General features: G+C 65.3%; 15 protein-coding genes. 5 read left to right on the forward strand and 10 right to left on the reverse strand.

The annotated features are described in order from the left end of the window. Positions 1–36: 36 nt before the first annotated feature. Together Q8J98_RS11545 and Q8J98_RS11550 are read right to left on the reverse strand one after the other, a co-directional pair. Entirely contained in the window at positions 37–1,392 is a 1,356-nt protein-coding gene (locus Q8J98_RS11545) for an aminotransferase class I/II-fold pyridoxal phosphate-dependent enzyme (RefSeq protein WP_305294473.1), read from the reverse strand. Beyond that, positions 1,389–8,792, reverse strand: coding sequence for a type I polyketide synthase (locus Q8J98_RS11550; RefSeq protein ID WP_305294474.1), 7,404 nt, complete (start codon positions 8,790–8,792; stop codon positions 1,389–1,391). The genes Q8J98_RS11545 and Q8J98_RS11550 overlap by 4 nt, the downstream gene beginning before the upstream one ends. A gap of 375 nt (positions 8,793–9,167) precedes the next feature. On the opposite strand from Q8J98_RS11550, the gene Q8J98_RS11555 reads away from it, so the two are divergent. Genes Q8J98_RS11555 through Q8J98_RS11565 form a run of 3 tightly spaced genes read left to right on the forward strand, consistent with a single transcriptional unit; the run spans position 9,168 to position 11,998 of the window. Continuing rightward, positions 9,168–10,004, forward strand: a complete 837-nt coding sequence (locus Q8J98_RS11555; RefSeq protein ID WP_305294475.1) for an ABC transporter permease — start codon at positions 9,168–9,170, stop codon at positions 10,002–10,004. Further along, positions 10,001–10,654, forward strand: coding sequence for an ABC transporter ATP-binding protein (locus Q8J98_RS11560; RefSeq protein ID WP_305294476.1), 654 nt, complete (start codon positions 10,001–10,003; stop codon positions 10,652–10,654). The genes Q8J98_RS11555 and Q8J98_RS11560 overlap by 4 nt, the downstream gene beginning before the upstream one ends. A gap of 36 nt (positions 10,655–10,690) precedes the next feature. Further along, positions 10,691–11,998, forward strand: a complete 1,308-nt coding sequence (locus Q8J98_RS11565; protein WP_305294477.1) for a hypothetical protein — start codon at positions 10,691–10,693, stop codon at positions 11,996–11,998. A 9-nt stretch (positions 11,999–12,007) separates the two neighbouring features. Here the strand turns inward: Q8J98_RS11565 and Q8J98_RS11570 are convergent, their stop codons facing one another. After that, positions 12,008–12,814, reverse strand: a complete 807-nt coding sequence (locus tag Q8J98_RS11570) for an SDR family NAD(P)-dependent oxidoreductase (protein ID WP_305294478.1) — start codon at positions 12,812–12,814, stop codon at positions 12,008–12,010. A gap of 180 nt (positions 12,815–12,994) precedes the next feature. Between Q8J98_RS11570 and Q8J98_RS11575 the strand changes: the two genes are divergently transcribed. Next, entirely contained in the window at positions 12,995–14,164 is a 1,170-nt protein-coding gene (locus tag Q8J98_RS11575; RefSeq protein WP_305294479.1) for a polysaccharide biosynthesis/export family protein, read from the forward strand. Positions 14,165–14,204: 40 nt separating this feature from the next. Then, complete coding sequence (locus Q8J98_RS11580; RefSeq protein ID WP_305294480.1) at positions 14,205–15,197, forward strand: hypothetical protein; 993 nt, start codon at positions 14,205–14,207, stop codon at positions 15,195–15,197. A gap of 5 nt (positions 15,198–15,202) precedes the next feature. Here Q8J98_RS11580 and Q8J98_RS11585 read toward each other — a convergent pair whose 3' ends face one another. From Q8J98_RS11585 to Q8J98_RS11615, 7 genes are all read right to left on the reverse strand, one after another. Further along, positions 15,203–16,771: a glycosyltransferase gene (locus tag Q8J98_RS11585; RefSeq protein WP_305294481.1), complete on the reverse strand. Its 1,569-nt coding sequence runs from the start codon at positions 16,769–16,771 to the stop codon at positions 15,203–15,205. Next, a complete protein-coding gene (locus Q8J98_RS11590) occupies positions 16,768–18,921 on the reverse strand; it encodes an HAD family hydrolase (protein ID WP_305294482.1) in 2,154 nt (717 codons plus the stop codon). Before Q8J98_RS11590 ends, Q8J98_RS11585 begins: the two co-directional genes overlap by 4 nt. 269 nt (positions 18,922–19,190) lie before the next feature. Next, on the reverse strand, positions 19,191–20,057 hold the full coding sequence (rfbA, locus tag Q8J98_RS11595; RefSeq protein ID WP_305294483.1) for a glucose-1-phosphate thymidylyltransferase RfbA: 867 nt from the start codon (positions 20,055–20,057) through the stop codon (positions 19,191–19,193). After that, positions 20,054–20,923: a dTDP-4-dehydrorhamnose reductase gene (gene rfbD, locus Q8J98_RS11600; RefSeq protein ID WP_305294484.1), complete on the reverse strand. Its 870-nt coding sequence runs from the start codon at positions 20,921–20,923 to the stop codon at positions 20,054–20,056. Before rfbD ends, rfbA begins: the two co-directional genes overlap by 4 nt. Then, complete coding sequence (gene rfbB / locus Q8J98_RS11605) at positions 20,920–21,960, reverse strand: dTDP-glucose 4,6-dehydratase (protein WP_305294485.1); 1,041 nt, start codon at positions 21,958–21,960, stop codon at positions 20,920–20,922. Before rfbB ends, rfbD begins: the two co-directional genes overlap by 4 nt. Next, positions 21,957–22,517, reverse strand: coding sequence for a dTDP-4-dehydrorhamnose 3,5-epimerase (gene rfbC, locus Q8J98_RS11610; protein ID WP_305294486.1), 561 nt, complete (start codon positions 22,515–22,517; stop codon positions 21,957–21,959). Before rfbC ends, rfbB begins: the two co-directional genes overlap by 4 nt. A gap of 91 nt (positions 22,518–22,608) precedes the next feature. Further along, complete coding sequence (locus Q8J98_RS11615) at positions 22,609–24,045, reverse strand: mannose-1-phosphate guanylyltransferase/mannose-6-phosphate isomerase (protein WP_305294487.1); 1,437 nt, start codon at positions 24,043–24,045, stop codon at positions 22,609–22,611. Between the last annotated feature and the right edge of the window lie 24 nt (positions 24,046–24,069).

Consider the following 24,069-nt stretch of genomic DNA (forward strand, 5'->3'; position numbering starts at 1 on the left):
GTGGCGCGCCCTTGCAAGAACCTCTTTCCCGGCGCGTCATAGATTCAGCAGCGCCAGCGGAATCGCCGTTCCGAACTGGTCATCGCGCAGCTTCTGCAATTCCTCGGCCGTGGCCTCTACGGCGGCTCTGATCAGCGCCGCATCATGCAGTGCGGTGAGAAAAAAGCGCAAACGCGCGCCCTGCATCGGCACCGCCGGAAAGATCACCGGCAGCGCATTGATACCGCGCGCCAGCAGCCGTTCGGAAAGCTTGGCAGCCACAAGGGAATCGCCCACCATGATCGGCACGATCGAAAACGGTTCGGCGGCCCCGGTATCGAGCCCGGCGGCGCGGGCGGACCTGATGAAGAGCGCGGTGTTGTCCTGCAATTTGCGCACCCGCCAAGGCTCTGCCTCCAGCAGTTCCAGCGCGGTGAGCGCCGAGGCCGCAAGCGCAGGCGCAAGTGCCACCGAATAGACGTAGCCCGAGGCATGCGCCATCAAGAGATCGATCAGCGCAGCGCTGCCCGCGATATAGCCGCCGGTTGACGCAAGTGTTTTCGAGAGCGTTCCCATCCAGATATCGACCTCGGTCGGGTCGACACCTGTGTGCTCGAACACGCCCTTGCCGGTGGCCCCGACACAGCCCAGCGCATGGGCCTCGTCCACCATCAGCCAGCAGCCGTATTTGCGTTTCAGCGCAACCAGTTGCGCCAGAGGGGCGGTGTCTCCGTCCATCGAGTAATGGCCTTCGACCACGATCAGCGCGTTGCGGTAGCGCGCCCGGTTCTCGATCAGCAGGGCTTCGAGCGCGGCCATCGAGTTATGCGCAAAACTGCGCCGCGCCGCGCCGGAAAGCCTGGCCCCAACCTGAATGCTGTTGTGCACGAGCGTGTCCTGCACGATCAGGTCGCCCTCGGTCATCAGGCAGCCGATGGTCGAGACATTGGTGGAATGGCCGCTGACAAAGCAGATCGCCGCCGCCGCCCCATAGTGCCGCGCCAGCGCCGCTTCGAGCCCGAGGTGCACCGGGCGCGCGCCTGATACGAGGCGGCTGCCCGAAGGCGAAACGCCGTAGCGGTCAATCGCTTCCTTGGCGGCCGCTGCGGTGCGCGGGTCGGCGTTCAGCCCGACGTAATCGTAGGAGGCGAAATTGATCGTCTCGCGCCCGTCGATCACCGTCTGCGCGGTCGCGTGGCCGTCATGCAGGCGAAAATAGGGGTTGGCGACGCCCATTGCCGATCCGGCCATGCGCATGCGCTCGATATTGCGGTAATCGGCGAGCTGCGCGAAATTCGCCGCCTCCGGCCAGCCATCGCCACCCACCGCAGGTTCTGCGCGGCCGGGGCGGTGCCCTGCGGCGGCCCGTGCGGCGGCGATGGCGCGTGCCTTGGGGTCGTTTCGGGAATTCATTCTGCCGCCCGCTCGGTTTGCAGCATGTCTTCATGTGCCAGCGACAGGTGTTGCAGGGCGAGCCGGGCATCGTCGCTGTGCAGCCCCGCATCCTCCGGGGTACCGTGCAGGTGGGAAATGATGCGCAGGGCAACCTCGCTGATGCTGACCGCCTCGGAAACCGAGGTCACCGGGATATCATCGCCAAGGCCGTCTTGCAGGGTCAGCGCAAGTTCGACGCCCATCAGGGAATCGATGCCGAGCTCATTCATCGGTTTGTGCAGGCTGACCGATTTTTCGGCGATTTGCAGGATATGCGCGATCTTTTCGACAAGGTAATTTGTCAGCTTTTCCTCGGCCCGCGCAGCAGGCAGGCCAAGCAGGGTGGCGCGCAGATCCTCTTCGCCGGTTTCGGCCTCGCTGCGCTGGCCGAGCAGTTTGAGCAGCCGGAAGGCGGGTGCGGCAAGCGTTCTGAGCGTGGCCGCAGGTGTGTTCCACGACATGGGCGAAACATGCACCACGGGTGCCGCGGCGGAGCCGAGCGCCAGAAGCCGCTCCAGCACCCGGGTAAGTTGCAGGCTGGTGAAATCGATGTTGCCTGACATCCGCTTGACCAGCAGCGCCTTTTCGGTGTTGCGCGAAAGATAGCCCACGTCGCTGACCGGACCCCAACCGACGGCAAGTCCCGGCAGGCCCTCGGCGCGACGGCTCTGGGCGAGGCCTTCCAGAAACCCGTTGGCGGCAACATAGCTCGCCTGGCCGTGGTTGCCGATCAGCGTGGCGATTGAGGAGAAAAGCACGAAATGCCCGAGATTGTCGCCCCGGGTCAACCGGTCGAGGTTGGCCGCGCCCGCGATCTTGGCGGGAAGTGTGCGCGCCAGCACCTCGGGGGTCAGCGCCGAAAGTGGCATGTCTTCCAGCACCATCGCAGAATGGATCACCCCGGCAATCGGGCGGCGGGCGCGCAGCCGGGTCAACGCCTGATCGAGTGCCGCCGCATCGGCCACATCGCAACCGATGACTTCGATCTCCACCCCATCGGCGCGCCAGTGCCCGATGCGCGCCGCGACTTCGGGAGAAGGCTCGGCCCGCCGCCCAAGGAGTGCGAGCACCCGCGCGCCCCCGGCAACCAGCCAATCGGCGATTTCAAACCCGAGCCCGCCAAGCCCTCCGACCACCAATTGCGTGGCGTTGCGGTCAAAAGGCGCGGCCCCAGTGTCGGCCAGGGCTGCGTCAAGCGCCAGCTTCTGCGGCGGGCGCACCAGGATCTTGCCGATATGGCCAGACTTCTGCATCAGCCGGAAGGCACTCACCACCTCGGCACCTTCAAAGGCGCGGAACGGCAGGGCACGGAATGAACCCTTGCCGAATTCCGCCAGCATGTCGGCATAGATCGCCCGAGCCTGCGCGGGGCGCAAAGCCATCAGTTCGTCAACGTCAATGCCGTGATAGGCGATGTTCTTTTTGAGCGGGCGCAGGCCGACCGCGGTGTTGGCGTAGAAATCCTGTTTGCCGAGTTCCAGAAAGCGACCGAAAGGCGCGAGGCAATTCAGGCTGCGCTCCATCGCCGCACCAGCAAGGCCGTTAAGCACCACATCGACGCCGCGATTGCCGGTAAGCTGCATCACCGCCTCGGCAAAGCCCAGCGAGCGGCTGTCGAGCACATGCTCCGCCCCGGCGGCCTGAAGGAACGACCGCTTCACCGGCGAACCTGCGGTGGCGATCACCCGCGCCCCGAAATGCCGCGCGATCTGCACTGCGGCCAGCCCGACCCCGCCCGCGCCGCCGTGGATCAGCACCCATTCGCCGGGTTTCAGCGCCGCCAGTGTGATCAGCGCATACCACGCGGTGAAAAAGGTTACCGGCACCGTCGCCGCTGCCTCAAGATCGAGGCCATCGGGAAGCTGCGTCGCCATGGCCTCAGGAACCACCAGATGCGAGGCGAAGCTTTGCGGGCCAAAGCCAAGCACCCGGTCACCGGGCCGGAGCGTGGTCACGCCGGGGCCGGCGCGCAGCACGGTGCCAGCGCATTCGATGCCAAGTGTCGGCCCGGCGAAGCCGTTTTCAAGCGCCTCTTCGGGCAAAAGACCCATCGCCCACATCACGTCGCGGTAGTTGAGCCCGCTTGCCGCAACCTCGATTTCAACCTCGCCCGCGCCCGGAGTGCGGCGCGGCTGCGCAACCCAACGCAGATCATCAAGCTTGCCCGACGCGGGCACTTCAAGCACCTGCCGCATCGCCGTAGCTGCAATTTCGCCCCGCTGCACGCCCGGCCCGTGGATGACGCGAAGCGCGGCATGGCCCTCGACGCTAAGCACCAATTCGGTTTCTCCGTCCGTCGCGGCCTCGCGTTCGGCAATGCGCCGTGCCGCGGCTTCGGGGCCAAGGTCGGGGGCGATATCGTAACAAACCACGCTCACCGCCGGGTATTCATTCGCCACCGTGCGCAGCAGCGCCCAAAGCGCGGTCTGGCACGGATCGACCGCGCCGCCGCCTTGCCCGGTGCCGCCGGGCACCAACGCCACCAGCCTTCCGCCTTCCGCCGCGAGTGTCGGCATCAACTCTTTCAGCGCCAGCAACCGTGCGGCGGTAAGGCGCTGCGGATCATCGGCCCCGGCACCCCGCCGGAAATACGCATAAAGCCGCGGCACCGACCCCTCGGCACGGGCGAATTGCATGCCGGGCGGCGGCGCTTCGCCTGTTTCTGTATGAGCGCCCTCGTCGAGCAGCCGGGCGATGAGATCGGCATGTTCGGGTTCGGGCGCGGGCAGGGCGGCGAGCCGCAACGCACTGCGCGCCAAGAGCACGCTTGCCGCGGCGCAGCCTTCGGCAAGCGGCGTCGTTTCGACCTCGGTCAACCCCGCCCGACGGGCTAGCGACCTCAGATCATCGGGGCCGTAGCGCCGCGAAACCGGGTCAGAAGGTTTGGCAGAGGCTACGAACCAGTCGGGGCCGAGGCCGAACACCAGATCGGCGAAATCCGAAGGCGCAGGTTCGACCATGACGATCTGCCCGCGTTCGCTCAGTGCCGCTCCAAGCATGGAAAGGACGGCTTCCGAAGATTCCATCCGGTTGAGAATTCCTGCCGCGAGAACCAGATCGAACGGCCCGGCAACCTTCAAGACCTCTGGCTTCGCCTCAAGCAGCGTGACCCGATCCATCGGCAGCTGCGCTGCGGCACCGGGTTCATCGAGCGTCGGCACCGTGATTTCGAAAAAGCTTGCCCGATCGGTGGGCAAAGCCCGCAGCAACTGCGGCAGAATGCGCGCCGCGCCATCCGAAAGCTCGGCAATCCGCAGCGCCCGGTTCTTCGGCCATCTGGCGACCAGCGCCAGCACCGCTTCGGCCAGCGCCGCCACCTGCAGGCGCTCGGAGGCCGATCCTTCCGCCAGATTGGCCAGCGCCTCGCGCCCGAAATGCGCCAGCGTCGTCGGCAGGGCGGTGCCGCTGGCGATGAGATCGGGCAGGGTGGCGCGCGCATGCGCGAGCAGCGCCAGCTCGGCAACCATCCCGGGGTGTTCGTGGGCCAGCAGATCGAGCAGCGGGCCGGGGCTGCTTTCGGCGGCGCGCGCGGTCAGTTGCATGCCCTGCGGACCAGCGGCGACCAGATCAGCGCGTTTGCCCATGCCGACCAGCGCCGCGAGATAGGGCGATCTGGTCTCGGCCTTTGGCCGAATGACCCCGGTATCATCCGCCAGTCTTGCCAATACCTCGACCGCGATTGCCTGCGCCGCCGCTTCAATCAGGAAATGGGTTTCTTCTGTTGTCGCGAACAGCGGATGCAGACGCGCCACGCCAATGTCGTGCGGGGCAAGCGTGGCCGCATCGGCACAGGCAGCGCCGAGCGGCACCAGAACTTGGCTGAAGGCATGGTGGTCAAGGCTGATTTCGCGCACCAGACGCATCGCCTTAAAGCGCACGCCCTCGAAAACCGCGACCCCCGCGCCTGCCGCATCGTAAAGCTGAAACGAGGCCAGCACCGTGCGCTGCCCGATCCGCTCGATCCGAACCCGCGCCGAGGCAACCTTGGCCCAGGGCAGGAGCACACACAGCCGGGCAATGCGAATGGGCACATAGCCCATGCCACCCCGCGCCGCCTCGGTATCTTCCAGCGCGGCGATCACCCCGTGAAAGGCCGCATCCGCGCCGATCACGTCGATCAGCGTCGGGTTGGCGCTGCCGCCTATCGAACCACTTTCGCGCAGGAAAACCTCGACAACGCCCGGTTCGACCCGGCGCAACCTTTCGACCAGCGCGAAGGCCGGGCCATAATCAAGCCCGATCCGCCTTGCAGCCGCGTAAAGGCGCGCGCCGTCGCGGTCGCCCTGCCGCAGTTCCGGGTCAGGCGCGGGTTCGGGCATGTGCTCGATCGAGGCGCGGTAGAACCGTGTCGAAAGGTGGGTTCGCTGCGCCCCGCCGGTGCCCCGGTGCCGCCCGGAAACCCTTAGGCTGGTCTGATCGGGCGCGATCCGGGTGCGGATTTCGTAAAGTGCATCGCGCCCAAGCAGCAGCGGTGCCACGATATCGGCATCGCGCAGTTCCACAAGGTCGGTGGCAAGCGTGGCGCGGGCCGCCGCCAGCGCCATTTCCGCAAGCGCGGTGCCCGGTGCCACCACCTTGCCGCCAACCCGGTGGTCGCAGAACTGTGGCATGACATGCTGATCAATCTCGCCGAGCCAGAGGCCCGCCTCGACCCCCTCCTCGCGCCCGAGCAGCGGGTGGCTGTCATCGGGATTGCCGTATCGGTTCAGCAGGGTCGGTGTGCGGTCGATGCGCAGCTCGGTGCAGTTCCAGTGGTAGCGGGGCAGATCGCGACGATACTGGCGCGGCGCTGGCAGCATCCGCGCAAGGTCGATCCGAATTCCGTGGACAAGGGCGCGCGCGATGGTCCGCGCAACCGGATTGACCTCGGCGGCATCGCGCATCTCGAAGCTGTTGATGACCACCGTGCCATCGGAACCGCCAAGGCTGTCAACCGTGTAATTGCCCAGAACCGGTGCCGGGCCAATTTCCAGAACCGCCTTGAACCCCATTGCCTTGAGCGTTTCGACCGCGGCGGAATAGGCGACCGGGCGGCGCACATTGGCACACCAGTAATCGGCATCAAGTGCGGCACCTGCGCAGATCTGACCGGTTACCGAGGAAACGAAGGGAACCGTGCAGGACGCGGGAACGATGCCAGCGATTGCTGCGCGCAGCGCTCCCGTCACCTCGTCCACTGCGGCACCGTGAAATGGATAGTCGATCGCAAGCCGCACGGCGGCCCAACGTCTGGAGCGCCGTGCAAGCCGGATGAAATCGTCGATCCGCCCCGCCGCGCCGACAATCGACACGCTCTTGGGGCTGTTTTCGGCAGCAATCTCGATGCCGCCGCCGAATTCTGCTATTGCTTCAGCGACCTGCGCTGCGGGGGCTTGGACCGCGGCCATCGTGCCGCGCCCGCGCAGGTGTTGCAGATGAAGGCTGCGCTGATGGATGAGCAACAGTGCATCGTCAAGCGATAGCGCACCCGCAGCGCAAGCCGCCGCCACCTCGCCGCCAGAATGGCCCATCACGGCGGCAGGCCGCAGCCCGCGCGCGGCCAGCGCCGCAACCAGCGCCATCTGATCGGCGAAAAGCAGCGGTTGCGCCACGTCGCAATCGCGCAGCGCCTGGTCAAGGTCAGGGCGACGCAGGGTCTTGATGATCGACCAGCCTGCAATCTGCGCGAAGGCACGGTCGATGCGCCGCAGCGCGCGCGCATAGGCCGGGTCGGTAGCCAGCGCCGCAAGCCCCATGCCCGCATATTGCGAGCCGTTGCCGGAAAAGACGAATGCCGTCGGGGCGTCGGTCAGGTCTGACCTTGCGCCCAGCACCCGCGCATCCGAAGCGCCCGCCTCGGCACTGGTCAGCGCGGCCATGGCCGAGGCTGCGCCGTCGCACAGAACGGCGACGCGCTGCGGGTAGAGATCGCGAAACCGCACGGCCTCAGCGCAGATTTCTTCAAGCGATGCCGCATCGGCGTCGGCAGAGCCGATCAGTCGCCGATAGTCCGCCAGCGTGGCGCGCAGCGATTCCGGCGCGAACGCCGAGGCGAGAAGAATTGCCCCCTCTTGGGTTCCTTTGCGCCGGGGCGCGGGCTTGGGTGCATCGGCGACGGATGCCAGAATTGCATGCGCATTGGCACCGCCGAAACCGAAGGAACTGACCCCGGCGTAACGCACCCCGTCGGTCTGTGGCAGCGGCAGGTTTTCGCGGGCCACCGCCAGATTGAGCGCCTCGAAGGGAATCGCCGGGTTCAGCGCTTCGGCATGCAACGAGGCGGGAAACACGCCATGTTCCAGCGCCAGAAGCGCCTTCAGCACTCCGGCAAGGCCCGAGGCGGGTTCCAGATGCCCGATATTCGATTTGATCGAGCCGATCGGCAGCGCTGCCTTGCGTCGCTGCCCAAGCACCCGGCCGAGCGCCTCGGCCTCGGCAGGGTCGCCCACCAGCGTGCCGGTGCCATGCGCCTCGATGAAGGCCAGATCATCCGGGTCAACCTTGGCGCGGTCATAGACCCGGCGCAGTAAAGCGGCCTGGCCTTCGGCGGAAGGCAGCGCGACGTTGACCGTGCGCCCGTTCGCATTGGTTTCGACCGCGACCAGCGCCGCGTAGGGCCTGCGCAATCCCAGCGCCTTGCGGGTTGCGCGTTCAAGCACCAGCGCCACCGCGCCCTCGGCGCGCACATAGCCATCAGCCGTGGCCGAGAACGGCCGGCATCGCCCGCCCGGCGAAAGCATGCGCGCCGCCGAAAAGCCGACAAACGGTATCGGATCAAGCAGCGCATTCGCACCGGCGACAATCGCCATGTCGATCTCGCCTGCCAGCAGGGCCACTTCGGCCTGTTTCAGCGCGAAGAGCGAGGATGAACAGGCGGTATCAATGGTCAGTGACGGCCCGCGCAGATCGAGCGCATGCGAGATGCGGTTGGAAACCAGCGCCAGCGTGTTGCCGGTCATCAGATAGGCGTCGGTGATGCCCGCGTCTTGCGAAAGCCGCGCGGCATGGGCAAGCGCCGAGCAGCCGACATAGACGCCCACATTCTTGCCTGCCAGCTGCCTTGGCGGAATTCCCGCGTCTTCCAGCGCCTCCCAGGCGACATGCAGCAGCAGGCGTTGCTGCGGGTCCATCTGCCCCGCCTCGCGGGGCGAAATGCCGAACACCGCGGGCTCGAAATCCCAGATCCCGTCCACCACGCCTGCGGCAAAGGTATAGGTCTTGCCCTTGGTTCCCGGTACCGGGTGCAAAAAGTAGTCATGCAGCCAGCGATTGTGCGGAATCTCGGTTACGGTATCGCGATTCTTGAAGATCACATCGGCCAGGGCGGCCACATTCGCGGCCCCGGGAAGGCGGCAGGATCGGCCCGTGATGAAGATCTGCTTTTGCAACCGCCCGCTCATTTTGCCGTTATGCCACGTAAATTTCACGATATCTGGCAAATCCGGCGATGCCAATGGCTTTGAGGCGATTGGCGCTTGCGCAGCAGCAGCAGCGCGATTGCGGCGAAATTCCGCCAGCGGGGCGGTGCCGCACGCCGTGGTGCAAGCCGGGGCCGCCCGGCGGCAGGTTTTCGCGGCAAAAGCCAATCACCCGCAGAGGTTGTGTTGTTTTGCGAATTGCTCTAGCATTTTCCGATGCCGCGCCGGACGGTAGAGCGCCGCTGTTCCGCCTCGGCCGGGTGAAGTCGGCCGTGCCCGGAGAGATGAGTCGCGTAGAATGGCACGCCCGGCCCGACAGCAAAATTACCGCAAGGAAACTTTCCTGGTGACGTGCGCATGGTGAAGCCAACGGGGGATGGCCTGGGAATCGAATCGCGGCTGGCAGGGCTGGGCGAGGCGCAGAGGTTGGTGGCAGGCCTCAAGGCGGTGCTGCGCACCCAGTATGCGCTGATCCTGCGCGAGGCGCGGGTGCGGCACGGCCGTTCGCGCATCGGCTATGCCTGGGCGATTTTCGAGCCGTTCGCGGTGATATCGGTGATGACGCTGTTTTTTGCCGGTCTTGGCCGCGGCGGGCCGCTTTCCTCCGAATTTCCGATCTTCTTTGCGACCGGGGTGCTGCCGTTCCAGTATTTTCGCCACTCATCGTCGTTCATCGGCATGGCGCTAGAGGCCAACATGCCGCTGTTCAACTATCCTACGGTTCGCGAATTCGATGCGGCGCTGGCACGGCTGATGCTGGAAACCATCACCTCGCTGGTCATCGTGGTGCTGGTTTTCTGTTTCATGATGGCGGTGTTCTCGGCCAGAGTGCCCGTGGATGTCGGCAAGATGCTGATCGCCTATGGCGGGCTCGGGCTTCTGGCGCTGGGCGTCGGGCTGAACATTGCGGTGCTGCAACGCCGTTTTTCCATGACCCATTACATCTACAACATGGTGATGACCCCGGCGTTCTTCATTTCGGGCCTGTTCTTTTCCATCGAGAGCGTGGCACCCGAGTACCGCTTGCTGCTGGTCTGGAACCCGATCATTCACGGCATCGAGGCCTTTCGCGCTGGCTACTACCCGATCTATTCGGACCAGCATGTCAGCCTGAGCTATCTTTACTTCGTCGGCCTCGTCTTGCTGTTCGTCGGCATGTTGCAGCTCATGGTCAGCCGGAGGGATCGGAATTGATCCACTTCGAGGGCGTCTCCAAGAATTACCGGCTTCGCGGCGGTGCGCGCCGCCAGGTTCTCAGCAACCTGACGCTGACGTTGCCGCACCGCAATATCGGTGTGCTCGGCCGCAATGGCGCGGGAAAATCGACCCTGCTCCAGCTTATCGCCGGTATTCTTGACCCAGACTGGGGCAGGGTGCGGCGCGACGTGCGCGTTTCCTGGCCGATTGGCTTTCGCGGCAGCTTTCACGGCCAGTTGACCGGGCTTGAGAATATCCGCTTTGTGGCGCGGGTCTATGGCGTCGAGGAGAAGGCGGTTATCGACAGTGTCGCGGCCTTCGCCGAGATCGGCCCCTTCATGAACGAACCGGTGCACACCTATTCTTCCGGCATGGGCGCGAGGCTTGCCTTTGGCCTCAGCATGGCGCTGAAATTTGATACCTACCTGGTGGATGAGTTGCTCAGCGTCGGTGACGCGCGATTCCAGAAAAAGTCGAAAGCCGCCTTCAACGATCTGCTGTCGCGCTCGCGGATGATCATGGTCTCGCATTCGGTCGCGGCGTTGCGCGAATATTGTGACTGCGGATTGCTGGTCAGCAACGGCACGGCAGTGCTTTTTGACCGGCTTGACGATGCGATTGAAGCCTATAACGCGCAAAACGCCTGAGGTGGCGCAAAGACCAGCAATGCGGAGCATGTGCACGTGACCAACGCCAGCGAAAACGCCCCGAAAGCCCAAGCCGCAGCTGTCGCCGCCGTGGCCAGGCCGATGAAGATGCAGCAACCGGCACCGCGCCCGGTGCCGCTGCAACCCGCAAACGGTGCGCCGCCACCCCCGGCGCAAAGCTTCCTTGCGGGCCCGATCGAGGTGCCCAGCGTCGGCTCGCGCCGCCTTTTCAGTGGCCTTGCCATCGCCACCTTCGTGCTTTTCGTGCTGCTGCCGGTGGCCATCGCCGGGTACTATTTCGCCTATGTCGCCGCCGACCGCTATGCAGTCGAAGTGAAATTCGCGATCCGCTCGCCCGGCGGCCTGCCGACGCCAGACCTGCTCGGCATGGTTACCGGAGCCACCACCGCAGGAAGCACGCAGGCGGATTCCTACATGGTTGTCGATTTCATCAAGAGCCGCCAGTTTCTTGACGCGTTATCGAAGCGGCTGGACCTGAAAGCCACCTACGCCACCGACAGGGCCGATTTCCTGATGCGGATGCCAGCAGATGCGACGCGGGAACAGCAGGTCAAATACCTGCGGCGGATGCTTTCGGCCTATTACGACAGCACCTCGCAGATCATTACCGTCGAGGCGCAGGCGTTCAGCCCCGAGGATGCCCAGGCGATGACCGAGGCGGTCATTGCCGCGACCAGTGAGTTGATCAACATGGTTTCCGAACGGGCGCGGCAAGATACGGTGCGGCTGGCCGAAGCCGAACTTGCCCGCGCCGAAGCCGCGCTCAAGGCGCAGCGCGCGGCAATTGCACTGTTTCGCGAGACCGAACAGCAGATTGACCCCACCAGCACCGTGGCGGCGCAGGAAAACGTGCTGGCGCAGCTACAGGGGCAGCTTTCCCGCACCCTGACCGAAATGAGCAGCCTGCGCGAATTTCTTGCTGAAGATGCGCCCAGCGTGCGGGTGTTGCGCAGCCAGATCGATTCGATCGAGCGGCAGATCATCGCCGAGAGGGCACAGCTTGGAGCGGGTGGCGCGACCGCGAACGGCACGGCCAGCCCCGGCCTCTCGCTCAATTCCGCCGTGGCACAGTACGAGGAATTGATCGTCGATCTCGAATTCCGCCAGCGAACCTACCTTTCCGCGCTTGCGTCGCTGGAATTGGCGCGGGTCGAGGCAGACCGGCAGCAGCGCTATGTGGCGGCCTTTGTGTTGCCCTCGTTCCCGGAGGAGGCGATTTATCCGCAGGTCAAGTCATCGCTGGCGCTGATTGCAGTGGTGGCATTCCTGATCTGGGGGGTGACCACGATGTTCATCCAGATCGTGCGCGAGCACCTCAGCTGAAAGGCCGGCCTATTCGCCAAGTCTGCGGATCAGCCGCTGCTGGTGCCACCGCAGCAGTGGCGCGATCCAGGGTGCGAAGAGATAGAGCAGCTTGACCGACAGCCCCGGCAAGACCAGAAACCGCCCCGCCTCCATGCCCCGCACCAAGGCCGCCGCAACAGCCTCGGCCGACATCGCGGGTGCGGCGGCGGAAATGTGGCTGGTAACGGCCGGGCGCAGCGGCACTTCAGCTTCGAGCATCGGCGTATCGGTGTCGGGGGGAAGGCAGAGCGTCACGCCGATGCCGCGCGGCTGCAATTCCACCCGTAACACCTCGGCCAGCCCGCGCAGCGCGAACTTGGACGGCGCGTAGCCGCCATAGCCATAGACCCCATGCAACCCTGCGGCAGAGCCGACCAGCGCGAGCTTTGCCCCAGCCTGCATCCGTGGCACGAGCGCACGGACCATGTTGAGACTGCCGAAGTAATTGACCTCCATCACCCCGCGCTGCTCTGCAAGATCGACTGTATCAAGGCGTCCCGTCAAGGTGATGCCCGCCGAAAGCACAACCCGATGCGGCGACCCAAGCGCCGCGGCGGCGGCGGCTACGGCAGCCTCCACCGCTGCGGTATCGGTCACGTCAAGCACGAATGTGCGGATATCTGCCTGCGGCAGATCGGTGCGCAGCAGCGCCGCGGCTTGTTCTAGCCGGGCCGGATTGCGCGCGAACAGCGCCAGCTTGGGGGCGGCAGCGGCCCGCGCCAGCCGCCGCGCGGTCGCCAGACCGATGCCGCTCGATCCGCCGGTCACGAAAATGGCACCCTCGGCGTCGCGCATCGGTTTCCTGTCCCGCCCACTCCAATGCCCGCAGGATGGCGCTTCGCGCGCAGGGCCACAACCAAAACCTTGTATCTTTGCGCAGGCTGGACACAGCGGGTCGTATCCCATAGATTCCGAAGCATCGATCCGTGCTTTCCCCCGCCCCCTTTCCCGATGCCCTCCTTGCAGGTTATTCGCGTGCCACTCACCAACAAAAGCCGCTCGCGCACAGTCGTTCCGGTTGTGCCCCGCCGCTTTGTGCTCTTGGGCGGCGTCGCGACAGTCGCGGCCTGCGCGCTGCCGCAGCAGGGGCCGGATAGTGCGGCGGTCGAGGCCGGGGCAGAGGCGCTGGATTTTCTGCTGGTCAATGTCGATGTGAAGGTGGCGCGCAGCCTTGGCCTGCCGCGCCGCAACGCGCTTACCGCGCTGCAATCCGCCGCCGCCGCCGAGCCATCGAACGCGGTCGGGCATGGTGACGTGCTGCATGTGCGCGTGCTTGAGGCGGGGGCGGGCGGGCTTTTTGCCATCGGTCAAGGCGGCGCGGGCGGCACCGATTTTCCCGGAGTCGTGGTTGACCGTGCCGGGCGCATTTCGCTTCCCTACGTTGGCGAGATCGAGGTTTTCGGCGACACGCCGGACGAGATTCAGCGCAAGATTGTCGAGAGGCTCGCCGGGAAGGCGATCGAGCCACAGGCGCTGGTCAGCATCACCCAGTCTGAAAACAACCGGGCCACCGTGGCAGGCGATGTCGGCGCGCCCGGCGTATACCGCCTGTCATTGCGCGGTGACCGGCTGTCGCAGGCGATCGCCGCATCGGGCGGAAGCCGCTTTCCCGCGCATGAAACCCGGGTGAGCGTGGTGCGGGGCGGGCGCTCGGGCAGCTCCTTTCTGAGCGAGATCCTGCTCAAGCCTGCCAACGACATTCGCGTGCAGCGCGATGATCTGATCGTGCTGACCCATGAGCCGCCGCGCTATACGCTGACCGGTTCGGTATCGCGCCCCGGCACCTATGCGCTTGCCACCGCTGACTATTCGGTGCTGGAAGCGGTTTCAGCGGCGGGCGGCCTGCTTGACGCGCGCGCCGATGCGACGGGGGTGTTCCTGTTCCGCTACGAAAGCCCCGATCGGCTGCGCGCGATCGGCAGGGCCGATCTTGCACCCTATCCTCAGTCCGCACGCGGCATTCCGACAGTCTTCCGCTTCGACATGCGCGACCCGGCGACCCAGTTTCTGGCGCAGTCATTTCTGCTCGCCGATAAGGACGCGCTTTATGTTGCCAACGCCGAGTCGGTGCAACTGGGCAAACTGATCGGGTTGTTCAATCTTGGGTTGACCTTGGGCGAAAGGCTTGACGGGCTGGCGAACTGACCCTTTGCGCCGAAATTCCAGACATCTTCGGGAGCCTCCATTGGACCTCATTCTTCACGTAGGCACTGAAAAGACCGGCACGACATCGCTACAAAGTTGGCTGGCGGCAAACAGGGTGGAATTGGCGCAACGCGGATTCCTGTTTCCCACCGCGCTCGGAGCAGGTCGCTCGCTGCACGTCTCGATGATCGCTGCCGATTTCGAAAACAGCGATGTGATCGCGCTGCGGCAACGGAACATTTCAAGCGAAGAGCAACTTCGCGAATTCGCCGATGTCGTCGAGACGCGCCTTGACGAAGAACTGAGCAGCCCGATTGCAGCGTCGTGCCATACCTGCATCGGTTCAGACGAGGGTTGCCAGGCGGTGCTGCGCAATGAGGCGGAGATTCAGCGCGTAAAGGCTTTTGCCGAAAGACATTTTAGCAGTGTCAAAATTCTGATCGGGCTGCGGCCGCAGGTTGATTACGCTGTGTCGCTGGCATCGACGATAGCGCGACACGGGTTTCGGATTGATGCCAAATGGTTCAGAAAAAACGTCACGCCGGAAAACCACCGCTACAACTATGATCGCATACTCTCAATGTGGGAGCATGTGTTCGGCACCGAAGCGGTGCAGGTCATGCCTTACAAGCGCATGCCACGCGCGATACCCGCCTTCTGTTCGACAATTGGCCTGGAACCTGCTGATTTCAAAGCTGAACCGCGAAAAAACGGCTTCATGGACTGGCGCTACATGCACATTCTTAACAGTCTCAAACCACCTGCGCGGGAACTGGTGTGCGGTTTCGTCTCGTCGCTGCCAAGCACCGAGCGTCTGCAGATAGGGGCAGCGCTTGCCAGCGAAATCACCGAACGCTTCGCCAACGTGAATGCTGCAGTTACCTCGCGGCGCAAAGAATTGCGCCATGATGATCTCTTGCCCAACCTCGATTATCACTCGCAAGCACCAAACATCCACCATCTGGAGAAAAATCTGGAGGTAGGACCGGCGCTCGATCTGATTTTCGGTCGACTGCGTATCGCCCCTCAATAGCCCCTTCATTCTCTGGCGTAGCGCGCCAACAACAAATCCACATGCTCGCGCACCGAGGGAATTGCGAGTTCGGTTTCGAAAAACCGCGCCCGAAGCGTGCCATTTTTTACCAGGGCATCAAGCTTGCGGCGGAAATCGGCGGCATCGCCGCTTTCGAACACGAAGGTTTCCTGATCGGCTATCGCCTGCTTTGCTCCGACAGTCGAGGACAGGAGCGACGGCACCCCGAGCCGGGCAAGTTCCACCGTCACCTGATTGAAGGTTTCCCAACAAATCGAGGGCACCACGTTCAGATCGATCATCCCCGACAGTTCCTGCAACTGGTCGCGCCTGTAGCCCCTTATGACGCGAACCGATTTGAACTGCCGCTCCAGCTGATAGAGTTGCCGCGCCCGGTGCGAGCCGAGCCGTGCGACAACCAGCAGGTTCACCTTTTCGCGGTAGAATGGATCATCGAGGTCAGTCAGCGCCTCAATCAGGAACGCGAGGCCCTTCGCGGCGGTATCATAACCCACGAAGGAAAGCGTTACCTCGGTTGCCTCGACCCTTCGGGCACGAAGCCCGGCGCGATCTTCGGCCGTGGTCTCTATATCTATCGGCAGGGCCAAGGTTTCAACATTGGTGCCCTCGGGCAGCAGTGGCAGCGCGACACTCCGCAACAGGTCGGAAACGGCGAACAAACCGTCAAGGTTTTCCGCCAGCGCCGCCGCGTTCTTCTGCCGCCAATTGCGATATCCGAGTGCAAGTCCGGCGCGGCGGTCGAGCGGCTGCGCGCGAAGCCGCGGTGTATCTGGCGTAGCGCGCCAGTCATACCGCTTTCCCGAACCCTTGCGCGCACCCAGTTGCCAGTGTCCGAAGCGCGTCCTGAAGCCATGCCGCAGGTCCTTGAACAGGTTGCGAACAGCCCGGTAGGCTGTTTGTGCGGCGCTTTGCATGCCGAAAACAAACCAACCCAACGGATGCCCGGCCAACCGACCGAGATTGACCACGCTGGCCGCCCGCGCCATTGCGATCAGGTCAAACATGCGGGTTTCATAACCAAGGCAGCCCACGCAGCGGTAACCTTCGCGGTAGTCGGTACACCGTTGTCGGCCATCATAGAGCAGTTCGACCTGCGGGCAGAACGCCATGCAGTTGTGCAAGGTGTAAAACAACCGCTTCGCATCCTCGCCCCTTGGCAACCGCAGCACCCCGGCACCGACCCCTTCGAGATTGTGCAGGTGCACCACGTCGAACGGCCCGTTCGCGCGCAGGAATTCCCGGATCACGCCGACTGATACATCGTCCGATGCCCAGCGGTCGATCGCATAGAACGCATCATGCGCGGGGGCCTTGATCGGCGAATTGAGCAGGGCGAAGGTTTTCAGGCGCGGGTGATCGTAGGCGTTGGGGGTGGGCACGATCCGCACCCGGCGGTCGAAGTTTCGATAGAGGTGCCCGGACGAGAGAAACCAGACCTCGACCCCCTCGCGGCGCAGCAGCTCTTCAATCACGTTGCGCAGATAGACCGTGACCCCGCCACCCGCCATGCCCGCATCGTCGAACTGCGCCCAGTTGTAAAACAGGATCCTCATCGCGACTCCGCCGCGGCAATGCGGTTGGCAAACGGGATCATGAATTGCAGCCCGCTGTGGCGCAGGCTGCCCTGCAACCAGCGGTCATCGGCGATGCAACGCAGGATATCCTGAACCGGTGCCCAAAGGCGGATACGCGCCAAGACCGGCTGCGATGTGACCTCGGCAAGTCCGCCGTGGTGGCAGAGCATGCGGATTTCCTCGACGGTTGCACGCGAGGGGTGGAGCACCTCGGAAATCCAGAGTTCGAGCATCCGCCGGTCGGCTTCCTCGGCGGGCAGTTCCGCCAGCAGCAATGCCCGCGCGTATTCCGCCGCGAAGCCCTCCATGCGCGTCGCCAGCGCGCCGTGAGTTGCGTCATCCTCGGCGGGCGCGAAAACCGGCTGCAACCGCCCCGTGGCATCGGCCCGGTAATCGCGCAGGCTGCCCCGGCTTCGATCAACCGCAAACGGTTCGAGCCAGCCAAAATTCGTGGCAGCGGCGCGGTGCCGCCAATTCTCGGTTCCGATCAGAACGCCGGGCAGCAGCGTTGCCCGCGGGTGCATCCGGCCCAGGTTTGCGCGGTGGTAGCGATTTGCCGCAAGCAGCATCAGATCGAGCCGCGCACGAACCGGTTGCCCCATGCGCTCGCGGGCGAACATGTGCTCCGAGATCGCGATCAGCGCGGTGCCGGAATAACCGATATCGACCAGCAGAATGCGCTCGTCGCGGTCGAAAAGCCCGAGGCTTTCAAGATAGGCGCGCACCCTGTCGCGCTTGGCCACGAGTGCGGCGTGCAGCGGTTCAAGCAGGTCTGGCCGCGCCAGCAGCCCGTCAAAGCCCAAATCGGTCGCGGGGTCATCGCCCGCCAGATAGCCTTCGACCTCGGCGCCGAGCGCGGACGAGAGCCCCGGCAACTCCTCCACGGCAATCGAAAAGCAACGCATGATCGTGCGGATCGAAAGCGGTGTGTGGTGCAGCCACCAGACATTGTCGGCAAGAAACTGGTGCCACCCCGGCTGATCCATTTCTGGGTAGCCCAGCAGCACCCCGGCCCGGCGACTGAACGCCATATCCGCCATTTGCGGGCAACTTGTGGCTGCACCCGCAAGCTGCCCTTGCAGCAACGCTTCGATGGCGCGGAGAAACCGGGTTCCGTCGCGGGTCAGGAACAGCACCCGGTCATAGCTGCCCTGCACCGCGCGGCTCAGAACCTGCCGCGCGAAGGCCGAGAAGGCAGCCGCCGTCAACCGCTCGAACCCCTGCGCGCCGCGCACCGGATAGGCTTGGGTCAGCGCGCGAAAGGCCTGCGGATGATGCGCGGTTCCAAGCCATGCCCTTATCTGTGCCGCCTCGCGCCGTTCTTCCTGCGCCGGGTTGTGGTAATGCAGCGCGTCCCAGCCCATCTGCCGCGGTTGCCAGACATCGCCATGCAGGTTGTCTCCCACATGCAGCCGCGCCACGCCCGCGAGCCCGAGCACGCTATCGACATGGGCAAACATCGCGCCGCTTGCCTTGGTCACGCCGGTGCTGGCCGAGACAAAGGCGTGATCGAAAAGCGGGCGCAGGCCCAACGCATCGAGAAGCTCTTCAACATGCTCGCCTTGCAGATACATGTCGGAAATCAGGATCACCTTGCGCCCGGCGCGGCGCAATTGCCCGATCACGTCGCGCATTGCCGGATCAACGCTCAGCACCGCCTTTTCGGTTCCGACCTCTTGCGCGATCAGGCCCTTTACGGCGCGCGCGCGCGCCACGGGGTTGGCCAGAAACGGGGTCAGAGCGGTGTCGAACACATCGGCGAGGTCCACTTCGTTGCGCGCGCCGCCCGAGTTGGCGATAGTTCGCGCCTTGACCTCTGCTTGCAGGCGGTGGCGGGCTCGGGCAATCAGCCCGCGCGGCAGCGGGCCATTGTCGCCGCGCAAGAACTGATCGGCGAAATCCGCAGTCCTGGCATGAACCAGATCGAGCGCCATCCGCCGCCGCACCACGGTATCGAAAAGATCAAAGCTGACCAGCTCATGCGCCAGCATCTGGTCAAGCGCTGCGTGCGGGTCGGAAAAGGCAGCGTCATCGCGGGGTCTTGCGCGCACGGTCTGGCGCGCCTCGGCATCGATCCAGCGTCCGGGAATGCCCTTCTTCACTGCGGTCTTGAGTATCGGGAAAAGCAATGAAAACCCCGGTCGGATGAAATCTTGCCAGCCGTTTAGTATAAATTTCCCGTGCGCGCCACTACCCGCGCTCGGTTTCGCGCCCGCGCCGACAAAAAGCCTTCGCCGCTATGCGTCGGCTTGAAGCACAACCAAAGGCAGAACAGCTTTCCGGTGGGGGTCTCTTGCAGCGCGAGTGCTACACCCCCGATGCCTGCGCTCGCAAGACCGTCTCCAGCTAACAGGCCCTTGCCTTCCGTGAAATGGGGAGTGCCGCGCGACAGGGCGCTTCAGAGCGTGTCGAGATACCGCCCGTACTCGCTCTTGAGGTACCGCGCCGCGGTGTCGGCCAACATCTCGCGGGTTATCCAGCCCTGGCGGAAGGCGATCTCCTCGGGGCAACCGATCTGTTGGCCCTGGCGCAGCGAGATGGTGCGCACGAAGTTGCCGGCGTCGAGCAGGCTCGCATGGGTGCCGGTGTCGAGCCAGGCGTAGCCGCGGCCCATGCGTTGCACGTCTAGGCCGCCGTCGGCAAGGTAGGTTTGCAAGAGCGCGGTAATCTCCAGCTCGCCGCGCGCCGAGGGGCGCAGGGTGCGGGCGCGGTCGGGGGCGGTAGCATCGACAAAGTAAAGCCCGGTGACGGCGTGGTTGGAGGCGGGATGCGCTGGCTTCTCGACGATGCTGCGGGCGCGGCCGTCGGCGGCAAAATCGACCACGCCATAGCGCTCGGGATCGGCGACCTGATAGGCGAAGACGGTGGCGGGGGCGGGGCTGGCGCTGGCTGCGTGCAACAGATCGACCAGCCCGTGGCCGAAAAAGATGTTGTCGCCCAGAACCAGCGCCGAGGCTGCACCGGCAAGGAAATCCTCGACCAGAAGAAAGGCCTGCGCGAGGCCATCGGGGCTTGGCTGCACGATGAAGCGCAGGCGCACCCCCCACTGGCTGCCATCGCCCATCAGGCGGCGGAACTGCGGCTGATCTTCGGGGGTGGTGATCACCGCAATTTCGCGGATGCCCGCCAGCATCAAGACCGAGAGCGGGTAATAGACCATCGGCTTGTCGTAGATCGGCAGCAGTTGCTTGGAAATGCCGAGTGTCACCGGATAAAGCCGCGTGCCCGAACCGCCCGCCAGAATGATGCCCTTGCGTGCCGTCATGGTTTCACCTCGTAACTGTGCAATTCTCGCAAAGCCCGCGCCACACCGGCGCGCCAGTCGGGTTGCGCCAGCCCGAAGGCCGCCCCTGTCGCCCGGCAATCGAGCCGCGAATTTCTCGGGCGGTGGGCCGAGGTCGGGTAATCGGCGCTGGCAATTTCGCGCACCGCGCAAGCCAGCCCCGCCTGCGCAAAGATCTCGCGCGCAAACCCGGCCCAGCTTGCCTCTGGCGCGCCCGCAAAATGGTAGGTGCCGCTTTTGCCGGGCTCGGCGGCAAGCGCTGCGGCGATGGTGAGGCAGGCCTCGGCCAGCGCATCGGCCGGGGTCGGCCCGCCGATCTGGTCGGCCACCACGCGCACCTCGCCCCGCTCGGCCCCAAGCCGCAGCATGGAGCGCAGAAAATTCGCGCCACTGCCCGAAAACACCCAAGCCGTGCGCAAGATAGCCTGCACCCCGCCCGCCGCGCGCACCGCCACCTCGCCCGCCAGTTTCGAGCGGCCATAGGCATTGAGCGGCGCGGGCGGGGCGTCTGTCGCCCAGGGTGCCGCCCCCGAGCCGTCGAAAACGTAATCGGTGGAGACCTGCACGAATGGAATGCCAAGGCCCGCGCAGGCCCGCGCCATCGCACCCGGGGCCTCGGCGTTGATCCGCCGCGCCAGCGGCTCCTCCGCCTCGGCACGATCGACGGCGGTATAGGCGGCGGCGTTGATCACCGCGCCGGGCCGGGTGGCGGCGATCAGCGCGGCGCAGGCGGCGGCGTCGGCCAGATCGGCCTCGGCGCGGGCAATGGTGCGCACCCCCGGATGAACTGCCAGCGCCCGCGCCAGTTGCCCGGTGCTGCCGAAAACGAGGGTGCCGCCGCCGCTCATGCCCTTGTTCCCAGCCGCTCGCCCACCCCGGCGCGGCCCTGCAACGGCCGCCACCAGGCCTCATTGCCCAGATACCACGCCACCGTGCGCCGCAGCCCCTCGGCCAGCGTCACCGAAGGCCGCCAGCCCAGATCGGCGCGAATGCGTGCGGGGTCGATGGCATAGCGCGCATCATGCCCCGGCCGGTCGGCGACAAAGCGGATGAGGCGGTCGTGCGGCGCGCCTTCGGGGTGCCTCTCGTCCAGTAGCGCGCAGAGCATCCGCACGAGGTCGATATTGCGCGCCTCGGCCTCGCCGCCGATATTGTAGCTTTGCCCCAGCGTGCCACGGCTTAGCACCGCCAGCAGCGCCTCGGCGTGGTCCTCGACATAAAGCCAGTCGCGCACGTTCGCGCCGGTGCCGTAAACCGGGATCGGCTTTCCCGCCAGCGCGTGCAGGATCACCACAGGAATGAGCTTTTCGGGGAAATGGTAGGGCCCGTAGTTGTTGGAGCAATTGCTGAGCACGACCGGCAGGCCGTAGGTCTCGTGCCAGGCCCGCACCAGATGGTCGCTTGCCGCCTTGCTGGCCGCATAGGGGCTGCGCGGGGCGTAGGGGGTGGTCTCGGTGAACTTGCGTTCGGGCCCGAGGCTGCCGAACACCTCGTCTGTCGAGATGTGGTGCAGCCGGAACCCCTCGGGCCGCCCCTGCCGCGACCAGTAATCCCGCGCCGCCTCGAGCAGATTGTAGGTGCCGCTGACATTGGTCTCGATGAATTCGCCGGGGGCGTCGATGCTGCGGTCGACATGGCTTTCCGCGGCAAGGTGCATGATCGCGTCGGGGGAATGGCGCGCCAGCACCGCATCGATTGCCGCGCGGTCGCGGATGTCGGCCTGCTCAAAGGCGTAAAGCGGGCTGGTGGCGACACTCGCCACATTCTCGAGGCAGGCGGCATAGGTCAGCGCATCGAGGTTGACCACCTCATGCCCCCGCGCCACCGCCAGCCGCACCACCGCCGAGCCGATGAAGCCCGCGCCGCCGGTGACCAGTATCTTCATGTCGGGGTCTCCATGCTGAAGGGCGATTGCCACCCGTCAAAGGCAGGCGCTGCGGCATCCTTGGCCGAAAGCACCGGCGCACCGGTCAGCCCCCAGTCGATGCCGAGGCTATCCCACCGCACCGCGCCATCACATTCGGGCGCGTAATAGGCCGAGCATTTGTATTGCACCTCGGTGTCAGGTGCGCGGGTCACGAACCCATGCAGAAACCCCGCCGGAATGAAGAGTTGCCGCCCGTTCTCTGCACTCAACTCCACTCCAACCCACTGCCCGTAACTGGCCGAACCCGCCCGCACATCCACCGCCACATCAAACACCACCCCCCGTGTGCAGCCCACGAGCTTGGCCTGCGCCTGCGGCGGTCGCTGATAATGCAGGCCCCGCAGCGTGCCCGCCGCAGCCGACATCGAATGATTGTCCTGCACGAAATCAACCGTAATTCCCGCCAAAGCCAGATCGCGCCGGTTCCACGTCTCGCAGAACCACCCACGGTCATCGGTAAAGCGGCGCGGGGTCAGGACCAGGACACCGGAAAGGCGGGTTCGCTCGACGATCATCGCGGCCTCAAGGGATCAAACGGGCTCAACCACTTTCTAGCGCAGAAACACCGCCCGTGCCATTGCAGCACCACCATTTGGCCAGACGGTATCATTTGCGGGCATAGACGTCTTCGTAGCGGATGATGTCGTCCTCGCCGAGATAGGCTCCGGTCTGCACCTCGATCAGCACCATCGGCAATTTGCCAGGGTTTTCCAGCCGGTGCATGGCGCCAAGCGGAATGTAGACCGACTGGTTTTCGCTCAGAAGCTGCACTGCGCCGTCAATCGTGACCCGCGCTGTGCCTGCAACCACGATCCAGTGTTCGGATCGGTGGTGGTGGCTTTGCAGCGAAAGCGCGGCACCGGGGTTTACCACGATGCGCTTGACCTGAAAGCGCGCGGCGATGGCGAGGCTTTCGAACCAGCCCCAGGGGCGGTGGTCGATCGGAAAGGCCTCGGCCTGGCGCGCACCCTTGGCCCGCAGCGCCGCTACCACCTCTTTCACCCGCTGGCCTTCGGCCTTGCGCGCCACAAGCACCGCGTCGCCCATTGCCACCGCAACGATGCCGTCAAGCCCGACGCCGACCAGCTCCAGCCCCTCGGTTTCCGAACGCAGCAGCGTGTCGCGGCAGTCAATGGCGGTGGCGCGGTCCGAGGTCACGTTGCCCGCGCCGTCGGGACCGCCTTCCAGCCAGACCGCCTCCCAGCCGCCCAGGTCGGACCAGCCCGCGCCATAGGGCATTACCGCGAGGTTCCGGGCGTGCTCCATGATTGCGAAATCGATCGAGACATCTTCCAGCCCGGCCCAAGGCCCGGCCGCAAGCCGGGTGAAGCCGAGATCGCTCATGGCACCCGCCAGCGCCGCCTCGACCCCCGCCATCAGTTGCGGCGCATGGGCGCGGTAGGCGGCAATCAGCGCCTCGGCGGTAAAGAGGAAGATGCCGGCGTTCCAGAGGTAGTTCCCCGCCGCCAGCATTGCCGCGGCGCGCCCCGCATCGGGCTTTTCCACGAACCGCGCCAGCGGCTGCGGCACTGCCGCCGCCGCATCGGCCCCCGCGGCAAGTTCAAGCCAGCCATAGCCGGTTTCGGCGCGGGTGGGGGTGATGCCGAAGGTCACGAGGTCACCGGCGCGTGCCCGTGGCACCGCCGCCGCTACCGCCGCCCGAAAGGCCGCCGCATCAGCAATGACATGGTCCGAAGGCACCACCAGCATCAGCGCCCCGGGCGCGCGCGATGCCAGCCACAGCGCCGCTGCCAGCACCGCAGGCGCGGTGTTGCGGCCCTCCGGCTCGATCAGCACCGCCGCTGCCGCCACCTCGATGGCCGCAAGCTGCTCGGTCACGATGAAGCGAAAGGCCTCGCCGGTCACAACCACGGGGGGAGCATAGCCCGGTGCCGAAAGCCGCTGCGCCGAGGCCTGAAACAGGCTCTGCGCGCCGATCAGCCGGGCGAACTGCTTGGGGTAGCCCTTGCGCGAAAGCGGCCAAAGCCGCGTTCCCGCGCCGCCGCAGAGAATGACAGGGTGGATGAGATTTGTTTCAGGCATCGCTTTCCGCTGCGCTAAAGACCG

Origin of the sequence: Phaeovulum sp. (assembly GCF_030684035.1) — a bacterium.
Classification (GTDB): Bacteria; Pseudomonadota; Alphaproteobacteria; order Rhodobacterales; family Rhodobacteraceae; genus UBA6213.